This is a genomic window from Pseudogemmobacter hezensis (genome assembly GCF_013155295.1).
Lineage (GTDB): Bacteria > Pseudomonadota > Alphaproteobacteria > Rhodobacterales > Rhodobacteraceae > Pseudogemmobacter > Pseudogemmobacter hezensis.
On record NZ_JABJXT010000006.1, the window covers coordinates 1 to 14,024 of the forward strand.

13 protein-coding genes are annotated in these 14,024 nt (G+C 64.0%); 10 read left to right on the plus strand and 3 right to left on the minus strand.

Annotated features, from left to right (window positions below; genetic code table 11):
- Together HOY34_RS08045 and HOY34_RS08050 are read right to left on the minus strand one after the other, a co-directional pair.
- Positions 1 to 239 (minus strand): transposase (locus HOY34_RS08045; protein WP_172361668.1); only part of this gene is annotated, 239 nt, incomplete at its 3' end.
- Between the two features lie 536 nt (positions 240 to 775).
- Positions 776 to 988 (minus strand): DUF1127 domain-containing protein, encoded by a 213-nt coding sequence (locus tag HOY34_RS08050; RefSeq protein WP_172361670.1) that lies wholly within the window; start codon positions 986 to 988, stop codon positions 776 to 778.
- Between the two features lie 269 nt (positions 989 to 1,257).
- On the opposite strand from HOY34_RS08050, the gene HOY34_RS08055 reads away from it, so the two are divergent.
- The 8 genes from HOY34_RS08055 to mraY all read left to right on the plus strand — a co-directional run bounded on the left by HOY34_RS08055 (position 1,258) and on the right by mraY (position 11,179).
- Positions 1,258 to 2,400 (plus strand): Mrp/NBP35 family ATP-binding protein, encoded by a 1,143-nt coding sequence (locus HOY34_RS08055; protein WP_172361672.1) that lies wholly within the window; start codon positions 1,258 to 1,260, stop codon positions 2,398 to 2,400.
- Positions 2,401 to 3,344: 944 nt separating this feature from the next.
- Positions 3,345 to 3,848, plus strand: coding sequence for a division/cell wall cluster transcriptional repressor MraZ (mraZ, locus tag HOY34_RS08060; protein ID WP_172361674.1), 504 nt, complete (start codon positions 3,345 to 3,347; stop codon positions 3,846 to 3,848).
- A gap of 2 nt (positions 3,849 to 3,850) precedes the next feature.
- Complete coding sequence (gene rsmH / locus HOY34_RS08065) at positions 3,851 to 4,834, plus strand: 16S rRNA (cytosine(1402)-N(4))-methyltransferase RsmH (protein WP_172361676.1); 984 nt, start codon at positions 3,851 to 3,853, stop codon at positions 4,832 to 4,834.
- A gap of 1 nt (position 4,835) precedes the next feature.
- Positions 4,836 to 5,237 (plus strand): cell division protein FtsL, encoded by a 402-nt coding sequence (gene ftsL, locus HOY34_RS08070; protein ID WP_172361678.1) that lies wholly within the window; start codon positions 4,836 to 4,838, stop codon positions 5,235 to 5,237.
- Between the two features lie 3 nt (positions 5,238 to 5,240).
- Complete coding sequence (locus tag HOY34_RS08075; protein ID WP_172361679.1) at positions 5,241 to 7,031, plus strand: peptidoglycan D,D-transpeptidase FtsI family protein; 1,791 nt, start codon at positions 5,241 to 5,243, stop codon at positions 7,029 to 7,031.
- A 12-nt stretch (positions 7,032 to 7,043) separates the two neighbouring features.
- The gene (locus HOY34_RS08080) at positions 7,044 to 8,531 is read left to right on the plus strand and encodes a UDP-N-acetylmuramoyl-L-alanyl-D-glutamate--2,6-diaminopimelate ligase (protein WP_172361681.1); all 1,488 of its coding nucleotides are present in this window, start codon (positions 7,044 to 7,046) and stop codon (positions 8,529 to 8,531) included.
- Positions 8,532 to 8,653: 122 nt separating this feature from the next.
- Positions 8,654 to 10,096 carry a UDP-N-acetylmuramoyl-tripeptide--D-alanyl-D-alanine ligase gene (locus HOY34_RS08085; RefSeq protein ID WP_172361683.1) on the plus strand — a complete coding sequence of 481 codons (1,443 nt, stop codon included), beginning with the start codon at positions 8,654 to 8,656 and terminating at the stop codon, positions 10,094 to 10,096.
- A complete protein-coding gene (mraY, locus tag HOY34_RS08090; RefSeq protein ID WP_172361685.1) occupies positions 10,097 to 11,179 on the plus strand; it encodes a phospho-N-acetylmuramoyl-pentapeptide-transferase in 1,083 nt (360 codons plus the stop codon).
- Positions 11,180 to 11,291: 112 nt separating this feature from the next.
- On the opposite strand, the gene HOY34_RS08095 is transcribed toward mraY, so the two are convergent.
- On the minus strand, positions 11,292 to 11,948 hold the full coding sequence (locus tag HOY34_RS08095; protein ID WP_172361687.1) for a YiaD family glycine zipper/OmpA-like lipoprotein: 657 nt from the start codon (positions 11,946 to 11,948) through the stop codon (positions 11,292 to 11,294).
- 309 nt (positions 11,949 to 12,257) lie between these two features.
- On the opposite strand from HOY34_RS08095, the gene nth reads away from it, so the two are divergent.
- Positions 12,258 to 12,902 carry an endonuclease III gene (gene nth / locus HOY34_RS08100; RefSeq protein WP_172361689.1) on the plus strand — a complete coding sequence of 215 codons (645 nt, stop codon included), beginning with the start codon at positions 12,258 to 12,260 and terminating at the stop codon, positions 12,900 to 12,902.
- A gap of 144 nt (positions 12,903 to 13,046) precedes the next feature.
- Positions 13,047 to 13,793 carry a hypothetical protein gene (locus HOY34_RS08105; RefSeq protein WP_172361691.1) on the plus strand — a complete coding sequence of 249 codons (747 nt, stop codon included), beginning with the start codon at positions 13,047 to 13,049 and terminating at the stop codon, positions 13,791 to 13,793.
- The last annotated feature ends 231 nt before the right edge of the window (positions 13,794 to 14,024 follow it).

The window sequence follows — 14,024 nt, forward strand, 5'->3', positions numbered from 1 at the left end:
CCAGTGGCGGAACCTGGCTCGATTTGTCGAAGCGGCAGCCCGAACAGAACCTTCACCATCAGGCAAAACTGGATCGCGGCATCGCTGAACACAGCCGGTCGGCCATTGCCACCGGCCTTCGGCGCAAACCACGTCATGTCCTTGTCCAACCAGATCAACAAGGAACCACGCCGCTTCAGGGCATCGTTGTAACTCTTCCAGTTCGTCGTCCGATAGCGGGTAGGGGCAGGTCGCGTCATCGCAGACCATTAGCCCTATGGATTCCTCGTGTGAATCCTGCTCGCGGGGGGATTCTGCAACAACGCCGATGCTGAGCAACGCCATTCAGATGCGAAATGAAGAGGGGGGAGGGCGGCGGTTCCGAGGGAGGAGGAGAGGAACCGCCGCATGTTCCGGTGGCGCAAGGGAGGAGGAGAGCGCCGCCGAACTGGTCGGGCAACCAACCTTGCGGTCTTGCCCAGATGGTTAGCGCGCGACAGCTCCTGGGAGGAGGAGCGGAGCTGCCGCGCATTCCGGCCACCCCAGGGAGGAGGAGAGGGGCGCCGAAGCCGTGAGGTCCTGATCCAGAGAAGATCCTGACCGGTATCTGATGCGGCGACCCCAGGGAGGAGGAGGGGGGTCGCCGCTGGTTCGAAGGCCCAGGGAGGAGGAGAGGGCCACCGAATAAGAGGGATGCCATTCGCATCCGCTATAAAGTGGCGCCACCTGGGAGGAGGACGGTGGCGCCGTCTTCACCCCGGGCTCAGGGAGGAGGAGAGAGCCCGGTGCGAGAAACTTATTTGCCGTAAGCCGCTTCGCGGGCGACTTCGTTAATCATCGAGCGCGACATGCCCAGATCCGAGAGATCGCGGTCGGAAAGAGCGCGCAGCTCTTCCAGGGTGCGCAGGTAAAGTTTGCGCCGTGCGACTGCGTTGCGGATGGCCTCAACCACGTCGCCGATCAGCGAAGGGCGGGCAATGGCGGCGCGGGAAGTGTTTACATATGCCATGTTCTTCAAGCCTCTGCGTCAGGTCCGGCGTTTCAGTCTGCCGATATGTTCCTGTCTGTTGTCGCTAACATGCGGGCTTTTCTGCGCTTGCACAATAGACGACCAAACAATGCTGCCATGCAGCAATCGCATGGCTGTTTTCACAGCTATGTCATTGATATAAACAGAAATGGTTAATCTTTGGGCAGTCTGCGAACAGTTCATTCTCCAACCCTTGCCCTTTCCTTAAAAACTACCGAGTCTGTGGCGGCAAACTCTCGGGGGACGTGATGACAGCCACGCGCGAAACGGTGACGAATACTCTTGCAGGCATTGCCCTGCCGGATGGGGGCAGCCTTGTCTCGCGCGATTTGATTCGTGCGCTGGTGGTTGAGGCGGGCGTGGTGCGCTTTGTGATCGAGGCGGAATCGGCCGATCACGCGAGGGCGCTGGCCCCGGTGCAGGCGGCGGCCGAGGCACAGCTGAAGGCCTTGCCGGGCGTGACCGCGGTGCAGATCGTGATGACCGCGCATGGCCCGGCGCCCAAGGCGCCCGCCCGCGCAGCGGCACCTGCCGGGGATCCGCCACAGATCAAACGCTCATCCGGAGAGGGGCATGTGCCCCCGCCCAGCCTGAAGATCGGCGGCCATCCGACGCCGCAGCAGGGGGGCGCGCAGAAATTGTCGGGGATCGACCGCATTATCGCCATCGGCTCGGGCAAGGGGGGCGTTGGCAAATCGACCGTCAGCTCGAACCTTGCGGTGGCGCTGGCGAAACAGGGGCGGCGCGTCGGGCTTTTGGATGCCGATATATATGGCCCCAGCCAGGCGCGGATGATGGGGGTGTCAAAGCGCCCCTCCAGCATCGACGGCAAGATCATCGAGCCGCTTCGTGCCCATGGCGTCACCATGATGTCGATGGGCCTTCTGATGAAAGAGGGCGAGGCGGTGATCTGGCGCGGCCCGATGCTGATGGGGGCGATCCAGCAGCTTTTGTCGCAGGTGGCCTGGGGCGAGCTGGATATTCTGCTGATCGACCTGCCGCCCGGCACTGGCGATGTGCAGCTGTCGCTGTCGCAGCGGGTGCAGCTGACGGGGGCGCTGGTCGTCTCGACGCCGCAGGATGTGGCGCTGATCGACGCGCTGAAGGCGATCGACATGTTCAACAAGCTGAAAACCCCGATCCTGGGGCTGATCGAGAATATGTCGACCTATGTCTGCCCGAATTGCGGCCATGAGGCGCATATCTTCGGCCATGGCGGCGTGGCCCAGGAGGCGCAGCGCCTTGGAGTGCCGTTCCTTGGAGAGCTGCCGCTGGCGCTGGATGTGCGGATCGCGGGCGACGATGGCACGCCGATTGCCGCAGGCGACGGCCCTCTGGCCGAGGCCTATGCAAAGCTGGCGCAGCGTCTGATCCAGGGCGGCATGGCTTAAGGCCAGGTGAAAGCCGCCCGGCTGACACTCTGTTCAGGGGTCTGACCGCAGGTTGCTTTGCACAGGTTGATATCTGTTCGACCGGGGATCGGTTCAGTAAAAGCCCGTCGCTATTGCGGCGGGCTTTTCATTTGTCGCCGCATCTGTGGCGCGGCGCGGTTCGGATGGGCCGATCTGGCCCGATCTGGCCCGGCCTGGGTCGGGCAGGGCGGACAGCTCTGCCCGGGATGGGATGGGACGGGATGGGTCCGGGATGGGATGGGCCAGCGGTGGGCCGGGATGGCGCGAATCATTCGGCATGGAATCTCATGGAATCGAAGTGCCATTTTCGCCTCAGGCGAGAGTTTTGGCGTGGTGATACATTGTAAAACAGACATTGTTGGCCGGATGGCCTTGACTCATCCCGGAAAACAGGCCCGGCCTGGCGAAAAAATTCACACGACCGGGATGGCATGGGATCAGTTGGGTCTTTCAATATATCGGCTCTCTCGGCGCCGTGATCCATAGATATGGTGTTGTGATCGCCCGAGAGGCCTACCAGATCCTGTTTTTCGGCCGTTGGGCAAACAAGATATTGCCGGTGCCGCCCAACATTTCCCTTGTCAGACCATGAAATCCCAGGCATGTTGGGTGCACGGAAGATGAAGCGGGCAAAAAAGAACGTCAGGGGCGGACGAAGACCCCGAACAAAGGCGAAAAAAGGCAGCTCATACAGGCAACCGCCTTCATCAGACGACAGAGATCCGGCGCGCGAGCGAGCAGACATCTCCCCCAGGTGGCGCGCGTAGCTGGACGCCCAGCGATGGGACAGAGGCGGATCGGACAGTGGCAGCAGTCCGATCCGCCCATTTCATTTCTGGACCATAAGAATTCGGCCGACGGGCCAAAAGACAAGCGGACCGCAGGGTTCAGGGACAGACGCAACAAAGGGCCGGCACAAAGCAATGGCTGAGGCATTCAGAGGCGAATTCTACCAGAAGGTAGATGCTAAGGCGCGGGTCTCGATCCCGGCGCCTTTTCGCCGTGTTCTGGAGGCTGGTGATGCGGGTGTTGGGTCCTCGCGGCCGCGGGTTGTGATGGTCTATGGCGGTAAGCCCGGCCAGAAATATGTCGAATGCTATTCCATGGCCGAAATGGCGGTGATGGAGGGCAAGATCCGCAGGCTCGCGCCCGGCACGCCGCAGCGTAAGCTCCTGGAGCGCAACTATATCACCCTTTCGCAAACGGTTGAGGTTGATGATGACGGGCGCCTCGTGCTGCCCGCCAAAGTGCGCGAGCGGATCGGCCTGACCGACGCGGGCGAGGCCTGTTTCGCGGGTGCGCTGGACACCTTCCAGATCTGGCTGCGTGAGAATTACGATGCGGAAATGGCGGCTCAGGAAGAGATTGATCTCGACCTGCCGGAAGGCGCGGACCTGCTCTCGCTTTTGCCGCATGATGAGGCTTGAGAATGGCGGAGAACGCGCCGCATATCCCGGTGCTGCTGAGGCCGCTGCTGGCAGGCGTCGCCCCGGTTGAGGGGTTTTGGATCGATGGCACTTTCGGGGCAGGGGGCTATGCAAAGGGCCTGATCGGCGCGGGTGCTGATCGGGTGCTGGGCATTGACCGTGACCCGCTGGCGCATCAGATGGCGGCGGCCTGGCTGCCGGAATTTGGCGGCCGGATCAGCCTGGCGATGGGCACGTTTTCCGATCTCGACACGCTGGCGGGCCAGTCTGCCGATGGCGTCGTGCTGGATCTGGGCGTCTCGTCGATGCAGCTGGATGAGGCGGGGCGCGGCTTTTCCTTCCAGAAAGACGGCCCGCTTGACATGCGGATGAGCCAGTCCGGCCCCTCGGCGGCGGATCTGGTCAATACCGCCCCCGAAGAGCTGATCGCTGACATCCTTTACAATTACGGCGAAGAGCGCGCTTCGCGCCGCATCGCGCGGGCGATTGTGGCGGCGCGGCTGGTGCAGCCCTTCACCACCACGCTGCAGCTGGCCGAGGTAGTCGCCAAACAGCTGCCGCGCCCGAAATTCGGCGAAAGCCACCCTGCGACCCGCAGCTTTCAGGCGATCCGCATCGCGGTGAATGCCGAGTTTGATCAGCTGGCTGAGGGCCTTGCTGCGGCTGAACGCATCCTGAAGCCCGGCGGCAAGCTGGCGGTTGTCACCTTCCACAGCCTTGAAGACCGCATCGCCAAGCGATTTTTCCAGCTGGCCTCGGGGGCAGAGCCTGCCGCCAACCGCTATGCGCCCGCGCGTGACAGCGTGACGCCGCGTTTCCGGCTGATCTCGAAAAAGGCCGTCGGCCCCGATGAGGCAGAGCTTGCGGAAAACCCGCGCTCGCGTTCGGCGAAACTTCGTATCGGCATCCGCACCGATGCCGCGCCCCTGCCTGCCGATCCGCAGGCTTTGGGCATTCCCCGGTTTGTGAAGAAAGGACGGTCCTGACATGCGCCCCGTGCTTTACGTTTTCACCTTTCTTGCTGTGATCGCGCTTGGCTTCTGGGCCTACCGCGAGAATTACGCCACCCAGGAGGTGCTGCGCGAGGTTCGCAGCCTGCAGCGTGAAATCGCGGGCCTGCGTGAGGGGCTTTCGGTGCAAAAGGCTGAATGGGCCTGGCTGAACCGCCCCGAGCGCCTGCGTGAGCTGGTCTCGCTGAACTTTGAGCGCGTGCCGCTTTTGCCGATGGATCCGGGCCAGTTCGGGGCCACGGCAGGGGTTGCCTATCCGCCGCCCGCAGTTCCCGCGATTGATGCGCCCGAAGGTCTGGCAGCAGGTCTGGGGGCAGGTCTGGCAGGCCAAATCGGTGCGGTTCAGGCGGTGATCGCCAGCAGCGAAGAGGGGCTTTGATCCATGCGTATTCCGCTTCGCCCGCTTGCCCGCATTCTTGACGCCCGCCAGAAAGGCGAGAACCCCGACCTGATCGAGCGCGAAAATCTCGCCCAGCGTCATGAGGTGATCCGCGACAAAGGCCAGCCCCGCGCCTCGGCCCGGCTGGGGCTTCTGGCCCTGGTATTTGGCTGCGCCTATATGACGATCGGCGTGCGGATGGGCCATCTGGCCGCGTCCGAGCCGGTCGAGCCTGTCGCCTCGGCACCCGGTGCAGAGATTGTAGCCCAACGCGCTGATATCACCGACAGAAATGGCCGCATCCTTGCGACCAATATGACCACTTCGGCGCTTTATGCGCATCCGCGTGACATGGTTGACCCCAAGGGCTCGGCGCGAAAACTGGCGGCGATCTTCCCCGATCTGAAGGCCGATGACCTGGAGCGCCGCTTTACCGATGGCCGCCGCTTCCTCTGGGTGCGCAAGATCCTCAGCCCCGAGCAGATGCAGGCCGTCCATGAGATCGGCGATCCGGGCCTGTTGTTTGGCCCGCGCGAGATGCGGCTTTACCCCAATGGCACCCTGGCCGCGCATGTGCTGGGCGGCTATTCCTTCGGGGCCGAGGGCGTTCATTCCGCCGAGGTGATTGGCACCGCCGGTATCGAAAAGGCGATGGATGCGCGGCTGCGCGATCCGGCTCAGGCCGGGAAACCGCTGGAGCTGTCGCTGGATCTGACGGTCCAGGCCACGGTGGAAGAGGTGCTTTCCGCCGGGATCACCATGCTGAACGCCCGTGGCGGCGCGGCGATTGTGATGGATGTGCGCACGGGCGAGATCATCGCTCTGGCCTCGGCGCCGACCTTTGACCCCAATGATCGCCCCGTGCCGCTGGTCGGCAAGGATGACGAACCCTCAGACAGCCCGCTGTTCAACCGCGCGGTGCAGGGCGTCTATGAATTGGGGTCCGCCTTCAAGATCTTCGCCGCCGCCCAGGCGATGGAGCTGGGTCTGGTGACCCCCGACACCATGGTCAACGCCAATGCGCCCATGAGCTGGGGCAAGCATAAGATCAAGGAATTTCAGGGCAAAAACTACGGGCCGATGCTGTCCGTGCGCGGCGTGATCGAGAAATCCTCGAACGTCGGCACCGCCAATATCGCGCTGATGATCGGGCCGCAGCGCCAGCAGGCCTTCCTGAAATCGCTCGGCTTTTTTGATCCGACCCCGGTCGAGCTGATCGAGGCCCCCGGCGCGAAACCGCTGATCCCCCGCCGCTGGCCCGAGATTGTGACCATCACCACCTCTTACGGCCATGGCATGTCGGCCAGCCCGATGCACCTGGCGGCCGCCTATGCCTCGATCGCCAATGGCGGCATCTATGTGAAGCCGACGCTGATCAAACAGACCGGCCCGGCCTCTGGCGTGCGGGTGATGAGCGAGAAAGTGGCCAAAGATTCGGTGGCGATGCTGCGCTCGGTCGTGACCCATGGCACCGCAAGCCTGGCCGAGGTGAAGGGCTATGAGGTCGCGGGCAAAACCGGCACCGCCGATAAGCCCAAGAAATCCGGCGGCTATTATAAAGACAAGGTGATCAATACCTTCGCCTCGACCTTCCCGGCCTCGAACCCGCGCTATGTGGTGATCGTGACGCTGGATGAACCCTCGGACAATTCCGGGCCAAAACCCCTGCGCACCGCCGGCTGGACCTCTGTGCCAGTCGCGGCCGAGATGATCCGTCGCATCGCGCCGCTGCTGGACGTGCGGCCGCTGGTTGATCCCATCACCGGAACTGCGCTAACAGCCGCGGCGAACTGAACGGGTGATAGTATGGCGGGCGAAAAGCGGCTCTCGGAACTTGGGCTGAAGGCAAGGCAGGGGCGTGATCCGCAGCTGAGTGGCCTGACGGCAGACAGCCGGGCGGTAAAGCCCGGCTTCCTCTTTGCGGCGCTGCCCGGCAGCCTGCGCCATGGCGCGGATTTCATCGAAACCGCGCTGGAAAAGGGCGCAACCGCCATCCTGACCGACCCAGAGGGCGCGCTGATCGGCACTGCGGCCATCGGCCTGAAAGACATCGCCCTGATCGTGGTGGATGAGTCGCGCGAGGCGCTCGCCCGCGCCGCCGCACTCTGGTCGGGCGCGCAGCCTGCCGTGATGGCCGCCGTCACCGGCACCAATGGCAAAACCAGCGTCTCGACCTTCACCCGCCAGATCTGGCAGGCGCTTGGCCACGGCGCGATCAATATCGGCACCACCGGGGTCGAGGGCGACTGGAACGCCCCATCCGCCCATACCACCCCCGATCCGGTCACCCTGCATGCCATGCTGGCCGAGGCTGCCCGGGACGGCATCACCCATGCGGTGATGGAGGCCTCTTCCCATGGCCTCGACCAGCGCCGCTTGGACGGTGTGCGGCTGAAAGCGGCGGGCTTCACCAACCTGACCCAGGATCACCTCGACTACCATCACACGATGGAGGCCTATTTTGAGGCCAAAGCAGCGCTTTTCACCCGGCTTTTGCCCGATGATGCGGTGGCGGTGATCAATCTCGACGGCGCTTATGGCCCGGAAATGGCCGAACGTGCGCTGGATCGCGGCCTGCCTGTCCTCAGCGTGGGCCGGGGCAATGCGGGCACAAAGCCCGACCTCACCATCAAAGCCACCCGCCCCGATGCGACGGGCCAGGAGCTGCGCCTTGAATGGCAGGGCAAACCCTTCCAGGCCCGCCTGAACCTGACAGGCTCTTTCCAGGCTGAAAACGTGGCGCTGGCCGCAGGCCTCGTCATCGCCTGCGGCGAACGGCCAGAGCGGGTGATGGAAACCCTCTCCAGCCTCAAAGGCGTGCGCGGCCGGATGGAGCTTGCCGCCACCCGCAAAAACGGCGCCCCCGTCTATGTCGATTACGCCCATACGCCCGACGCCATCGCCACCGCGCTCAAAAGCCTGCGCCCACATGTGATGGGCCGCCTGATCATCGTCTTTGGCGCCGGCGGCGACCGCGACCGCGCCAAACGCCCGCTGATGGGCCAGGCTGCCCAGGACTACGCCGATGTCCTCTTCGTCACTGACGACAATCCCCGCTCCGAAGACCCCGCCGCGATCCGCGCCGAAATCCTCCGGGCCTGCCCCGAGGCCAATGAGGTCGGCGACCGCGCCGAGGCGATTTTGCGCGCCGTCGACGCGCTCCAGCCCGGCGACGCGCTGCTGATCGCCGGAAAAGGCCACGAATCCGGTCAGATCATCAGGGGCGAGGTCTATCCCTTTGACGATGTCGAACAGGCCTCGGTCGCCGTCGCAGCCCTTGATGGCCTGATCTGAAGGCCAGATCGGATGCGCGCCACTGCCCCTTTCATCTGTCCAAAAATATCCCCGGGGGGTGTCTGCGCAGCAGACGGGGGGCAGGCAGCCCCCCTTCACCGCCCATCAAAGGAGGCCCGGCCATGACCCCGCTCTGGAGCGCAAAAGACGCAGCCCTGGCCACGGGTGGCACGGTCCATGGTGACTGGGCCGCAACCGGCGTCTCAATCGACACCCGCACGCTGCAGCCCGGCGATCTGTTCGTCGCCCTCAAAGACATCCGCGACGGGCATGAATTCGTGGCCCAGGCGCTGCAAAAGGGCGCAGGCGCGGCGCTGGTCAGCCAGATCCCGGCAGGCCTTGCCCCGGATGCGCCGCTGCTGGTCGTCCCTGACGTGCTGCAGGCGCTTGAGGCGCTGGCCATTGCCGCCCGTGCCCGCACAAGGGCGAAGCTGGTCGCGGTGACAGGCTCGGTCGGCAAGACCTCGACCAAGGAAATGCTGCGCGTCATGCTGGCAGGGCAGGGCAGCACCCATGCCGCCGAGGCCAGCTATAATAACCACTGGGGCGTGCCGCTGACGCTTGCGCGCATGCCCAAAGACACCGATTTCGCGGTGATTGAGATCGGCATGTCGAACCCCGGCGAGATCGCGCCGCTTGCGCGTCTGACCCGCCCCCATGTGGCGCTGATCACCACGGTTGCCCCGGCCCATATGGCGGCCTTCGGCTCGATCGAAGGCATCGCCCATGAGAAAGCCGCGATATTTGAGGGGCTGGAACCTGGCGGCACCGCCGTGATCAACCTCGACCTTGAGACCTCGCCGATCCTGCAAGAGGCGGCGCTTGCCAAAGGCGCAAAGATCCTGGGCTTTGGCGCAGCCCCCTCGGCTGACTGGCACCTCGATGAGATCCGCCCCGGCGAAGAGATCACCGTGGTGCGCGCCAGCCATGACGGCCAGATCAGCCTCTTCCGCATCGCCTCTTCCGGGGCGCATTTCGCGCGAAACGCGCTTGGCGCCCTGGCCTCGGTTGCCGCCCTTGGCGCTGATCCGGTGCTGGCCTCCCATGACCTGGGCCGCTGGCGCCCGCCATCCGGGCGCGGCACCCGCGAGCGGATCGAGCTCGACACGGTCGAAGAGACCTTCTTCGATCTGATTGACGACAGTTTCAACGCCAACCCCGCCTCACTGGCGGCCAGCCTCGACATGCTGATCCGGGCGCAGCCCGTTGACGGCATCGGCCGCATCGGGGCCGGGCGGCGCATCGCGGTGCTGGGCGATATGCTGGAGCTGGGCGATCAGGAACTGGCACTGCATGCCGCCATCGCAGACCATCCCGGGCTGAGCGCCGTCACGCTGATCCATTGCGTCGGTCCGCGCATGCGGGAACTTTACAACGCACTTCCCCTTGCGCAGCGCGGCGAATGGGTGGAAACGGCGGGCGAGTTGGCGGGCCATGCCCGCAGCCTGATGGACCCCGGTGACACCGTGCTGGTCAAGGGCTCCAAAGGATCGAAAGTCAGCCTTGTTGCCGAGGCATTGCGCAAATTGGGCACGCCCCGCGTGACAAGCGAAGGAACCGAGTGAATGCTTTTCTGGCTGACCGAGCTCTCTGACGGTGGCGATTTCTTCAATCTGTTCCGCTATATCACCTTCCGTGCGGGCATGGCCTTTGGCACGGCGCTGATCTTCGGCTTCCTGTTCGGCCGCCCGCTGATCAACCTTTTGCGCCGCAAACAGGGCAAGGGCCAGCCGATCCGCGATGATGGCCCGCAAAGCCATTTCGCCAAGGCGGGCACGCCGACGATGGGGGGGCTTCTGATCCTCTCGGCGCTGACTTTCTCGACGCTTTTGTGGGCGCGGCTGGACAATGCTTACGTCTGGATCGTGCTTTTGGTGACGCTGGCCTTTGGTCTGATCGGTTTCGCCGATGACTATGCCAAGGTCACCAAACAAAACACCAAAGGGGTCTCGTCGCGCATCCGTTTCGTGCTGGGGCTGATCATCGCGGGCCTCGCGGCCTATTTTGCCGCCCGCTATCACCCCGAGGGGCTGACCAATCAGCTGGCCTTCCCCTTCTTCAAGGATGCGCTGCTGAACCTGGGCATTTTCTTCGTGCCCTTTGGTATGATCGTGATCGTCGGCGCCGCCAATGCGGTCAATCTGACCGACGGGCTGGACGGGCTGGCGATCATGCCGGTGATGATCGCGGCAGGCACCATTGGGGTGATCTCTTACGCGGTCGGCACCTCGACCATGGCGAATTACCTGGGCGTTCATGCTGTGCCGGGCACGGCAGAGCTGGTGATCTTCGCCTCGGCGCTGATCGGCGGTGGCCTTGGCTTCCTGTGGTATAACGCGCCGCCTGCAGCCGTGTTCATGGGCGATACCGGGTCGCTGGCGCTCGGCGGCGCGCTTGGCGCAATGGCCGTCTGCACCAAACATGAGATCGTGCTGGCCATCGTCGGCGGCCTGTTCGTGGTCGAGGCGCTCAGCGTGATCATCCAGGTGCTTTATTACAAAAAGACCAAAAAGCGGATCTTCCTGATGGCCCCGATCCACCACCATTTTGAGAAAAAGGGCTGGGCCGAGCCGCAGATCGTCATCCGTTTCTGGATCATCTCGCTGATCCTGGCGATGATCGGCCTTGCGACGCTGAAGGTGCGCTGAGGCCTGCTCTGCACAAGCTGTAATGAAAAAGGGCCGGGAAATTTCCCGGCCCTTTTGCTGTCTGCAGCGCCTGAAGGCGCGGTTGCCTGCGGCCTTTGGCTGGCCTGGGGCTTTAGTTGGTCGGGCGGATATAGATCTCGACGCGGCGGTTTTGCGCCTTGCCCTGGGGCGTCAGGTTCGAGGCCACCGGCGCATCCTCGCCACGGCCAATCGCCGAGATACGGCCTGCGGGCACGCCATTGTTGCGCAGCACAGTGGCCACCGAATTGGCGCGGCGCTGCGAGAGGTCCAGGTTGTAGGCTGCAGCCCCATCCGAGTCGGTATGGCCGATGATCTGGATCTGGCTGTTCGGATAGCGGATCAGGCTTTGCGCAACCGCCCCCAGATCCCCCATCAGCGAGCCCGAAAGCGTGGCGCTGTCGGTTGCAAACAGCAGATCCTGCGGCATGTTCACCAGCAGATAATCGCCGTGGTTGGTGACATTGACGCCCGGCGACATCTGCGAGCGCAGCTCGGCCGCCTGCTGGTCCAGCGTGGCCCCGATGGCACCGCCCGCCAGCGCCCCGATCACGCCGCCGACAGCCGCCTTGGCCAGACGGTTGTCCCCGCCCGAGCTGGCACCGGCCGCCGCGCCGACCAGACCACCCAGAACGGCGCCCTGCTGTTTGCGGGCATTGGGGTTGTCGGGATAGGCATTGGGATCGACGCAGCCCGAAAGGGCAATGGCTGCGACGGATGCGAGAAGAATGGAAATCCTGGTCATGATCATACTCTTGTCTGACAGAGGTCCCGCCCGGATCATTCCAGGGCTTAACCCCGGCTTATATCATTGCCGCGCCCCTGGTGACAGGGGGCTGCGGTATCGCTGGCGGATGCGCGGCCTCCTGCCGATGACACATCTTTGTGTCTGGTGATTAGTGCCTGGCTCCGGGTGACTGGCGTTGAGTGTATGTCGCAGAATAGCTGCGCAGAATGGCTGGCGCTAAGTATCTGGCGCCGATCAGCGGGGGCGGGGCGTGCAGGCCGCCCTGTTGTGAAAGGCTTGTCTCTGATGCGGGCGCCATGGCAGAACGGCGCTATGACCCGCCAGCTCGATTATCCAGCCATGCACGCCATATTCAGCCGCTTCCGTGAAACGGAGGCAGAGCCGAAGGGCGAACTCGATCACACCAATGCTTTCACGCTGCTGGTCGCGGTTGCGCTGTCGGCCCAGGCCACCGACAAGGGCGTGAACCGTGCCACGCATGCGCTGTTTGCCATCGCGGACACGCCCGCGAAGATGCTGGCGCTTGGCGAAGAGGCGTTGATTGAGCATATCAAAACCATCGGCCTTTACCGCAACAAGGCGAAGAATGTCATCAAGCTCAGCCAGCGCCTGATCGATGAATACGGCGGCGAGGTGCCCTCATCGCGCGCCGCGCTGATCACCCTGCCAGGCGTCGGGCGCAAGACGGCCAATGTGGTTCTGAACATGTGGTTCCACATCCCCGCCCAGGCCGTCGATACCCATATCTTTCGGATCGGCAACCGCAGCGGCATCTGCCCGGGCCGTGACGAGGCGGCCGTTGAACGCGCCATTGAGGACAATGTCCCGGCCGAGTTTCAGCAGCATGCCCATCACTGGCTGATCCTGCATGGCCGCTATATCTGCATCGCCCGCAAGCCCAAATGCGCGATCTGCCCGATCAGCGAATGGTGCCTTTACGAGGAAAAGACCGCCTGATCCCCCGCCAGGTCTGCCATCTGATCTGCCGCCCGCTTGCAGGCCCGGCCCGCGCGGTCGTAAGCTTTCGCCCGAGTGCCTTTCACGCCCTTTGCGCAAAGGGGGCAGGGGGCGCGTCGCGCCGGTTCACATCAGGGGACGAGAATGACGAAGGCGATGAATTCCCGGCGCTGGCTGTTTGGTGCTGGCACGGCGGCCTTGCTGATCGGCCTTTTGCCCGGTCTGATGCGCGGCCCGCTGACAAATGCGCTTTCAACCGCGCCGCGCCCGGATCTGTCTGCGCCCGGCACAAAGGCGATGGGCCGGATCTTTGAGGCCTTCGGCGCCCCCGCGGGCGAGCCGATGCTTTACGCTGACCTTGCCGCCGCCCTTGCGGCGCGGGGCTTTGTCCAGACCGGCACGCTGACATCCGGGAGCGGGGCGATCAATACCACCTGGGCCCATGCCGATCAGGATCTGCTGGTCGAGGTCACCACCTGCGAATCCGGCCTCTTGCTGTCAGACAATCTGGTCGGCCATTACGGCGTCTATTTCGGCATGGCGACAGAAGCGGCGATCCGGCGGGCGACAGAGCCTGGCGCGGCAGCGGTGCTGATCCCTGACCCGGTGCGCGAGCGTCTGGCGCTGATCCGCGCGGGTTTTGCCGCGGCAGCCGAGGCGGGCGATGTGCAGTCTGAGGGGCTGGGGCATGAGGTGTTCCTTACCGACCCAACCCCCTATGCGCAGCAGGAGAAACTGCGCGAGACCGCAGGAACGGTCGTCTTTCACATGGCAAGCTATGAGATCCTCGCCGGATCCGGGGGGGAAACCGGGATGGGCGCGGAGGATTTTGGCCCTGCTTTGGCTTCGGTGCAGACAAACTGCCGCGCGGTCAGCGCCGCGCAGGGATAATTCTGTAGCCCCCGTCCGCCCATCCCAGACGCATCCCTTGCCCGCCCGCATCCCTTGCCTGCCCACCGTCTTTTTCCGGCAGCCCCTTATACCGTCCGCCCCTTATACCATCGGCTACGCGGCGGGGGTTTTATTTCGGGCCCGCTTGCCCTATCCCACTGGGTGATTTTGTGGCGCGATCAGCGCCCGCGATGCACAGCGCAATGACGGGCCTTCTGGCCGGTGACATAA

Coding starts and splice junctions, on each gene's coding strand:
- HOY34_RS08050 (WP_172361670.1), bottom strand. CDS start 988: ATGGCATATGTAAACACTTCCCGCGCCGCCATTGCCCGCCCTTCGCTG.
- HOY34_RS08055 (WP_172361672.1), top strand. CDS start 1,258: ATGACAGCCACGCGCGAAACGGTGACGAATACTCTTGCAGGCATTGCC.
- mraZ (WP_172361674.1), top strand. CDS start 3,345: ATGGCTGAGGCATTCAGAGGCGAATTCTACCAGAAGGTAGATGCTAAG.
- rsmH (WP_172361676.1), top strand. CDS start 3,851: ATGGCGGAGAACGCGCCGCATATCCCGGTGCTGCTGAGGCCGCTGCTG.
- ftsL (WP_172361678.1), top strand. CDS start 4,836: ATGCGCCCCGTGCTTTACGTTTTCACCTTTCTTGCTGTGATCGCGCTT.
- HOY34_RS08075 (WP_172361679.1), top strand. CDS start 5,241: ATGCGTATTCCGCTTCGCCCGCTTGCCCGCATTCTTGACGCCCGCCAG.
- HOY34_RS08080 (WP_172361681.1), top strand. CDS start 7,044: ATGGCGGGCGAAAAGCGGCTCTCGGAACTTGGGCTGAAGGCAAGGCAG.
- HOY34_RS08085 (WP_172361683.1), top strand. CDS start 8,654: ATGACCCCGCTCTGGAGCGCAAAAGACGCAGCCCTGGCCACGGGTGGC.
- mraY (WP_172361685.1), top strand. CDS start 10,097: ATGCTTTTCTGGCTGACCGAGCTCTCTGACGGTGGCGATTTCTTCAAT.
- HOY34_RS08095 (WP_172361687.1), bottom strand. CDS start 11,948: ATGATCATGACCAGGATTTCCATTCTTCTCGCATCCGTCGCAGCCATT.
- nth (WP_172361689.1), top strand. CDS start 12,258: ATGACCCGCCAGCTCGATTATCCAGCCATGCACGCCATATTCAGCCGC.
- HOY34_RS08105 (WP_172361691.1), top strand. CDS start 13,047: ATGACGAAGGCGATGAATTCCCGGCGCTGGCTGTTTGGTGCTGGCACG.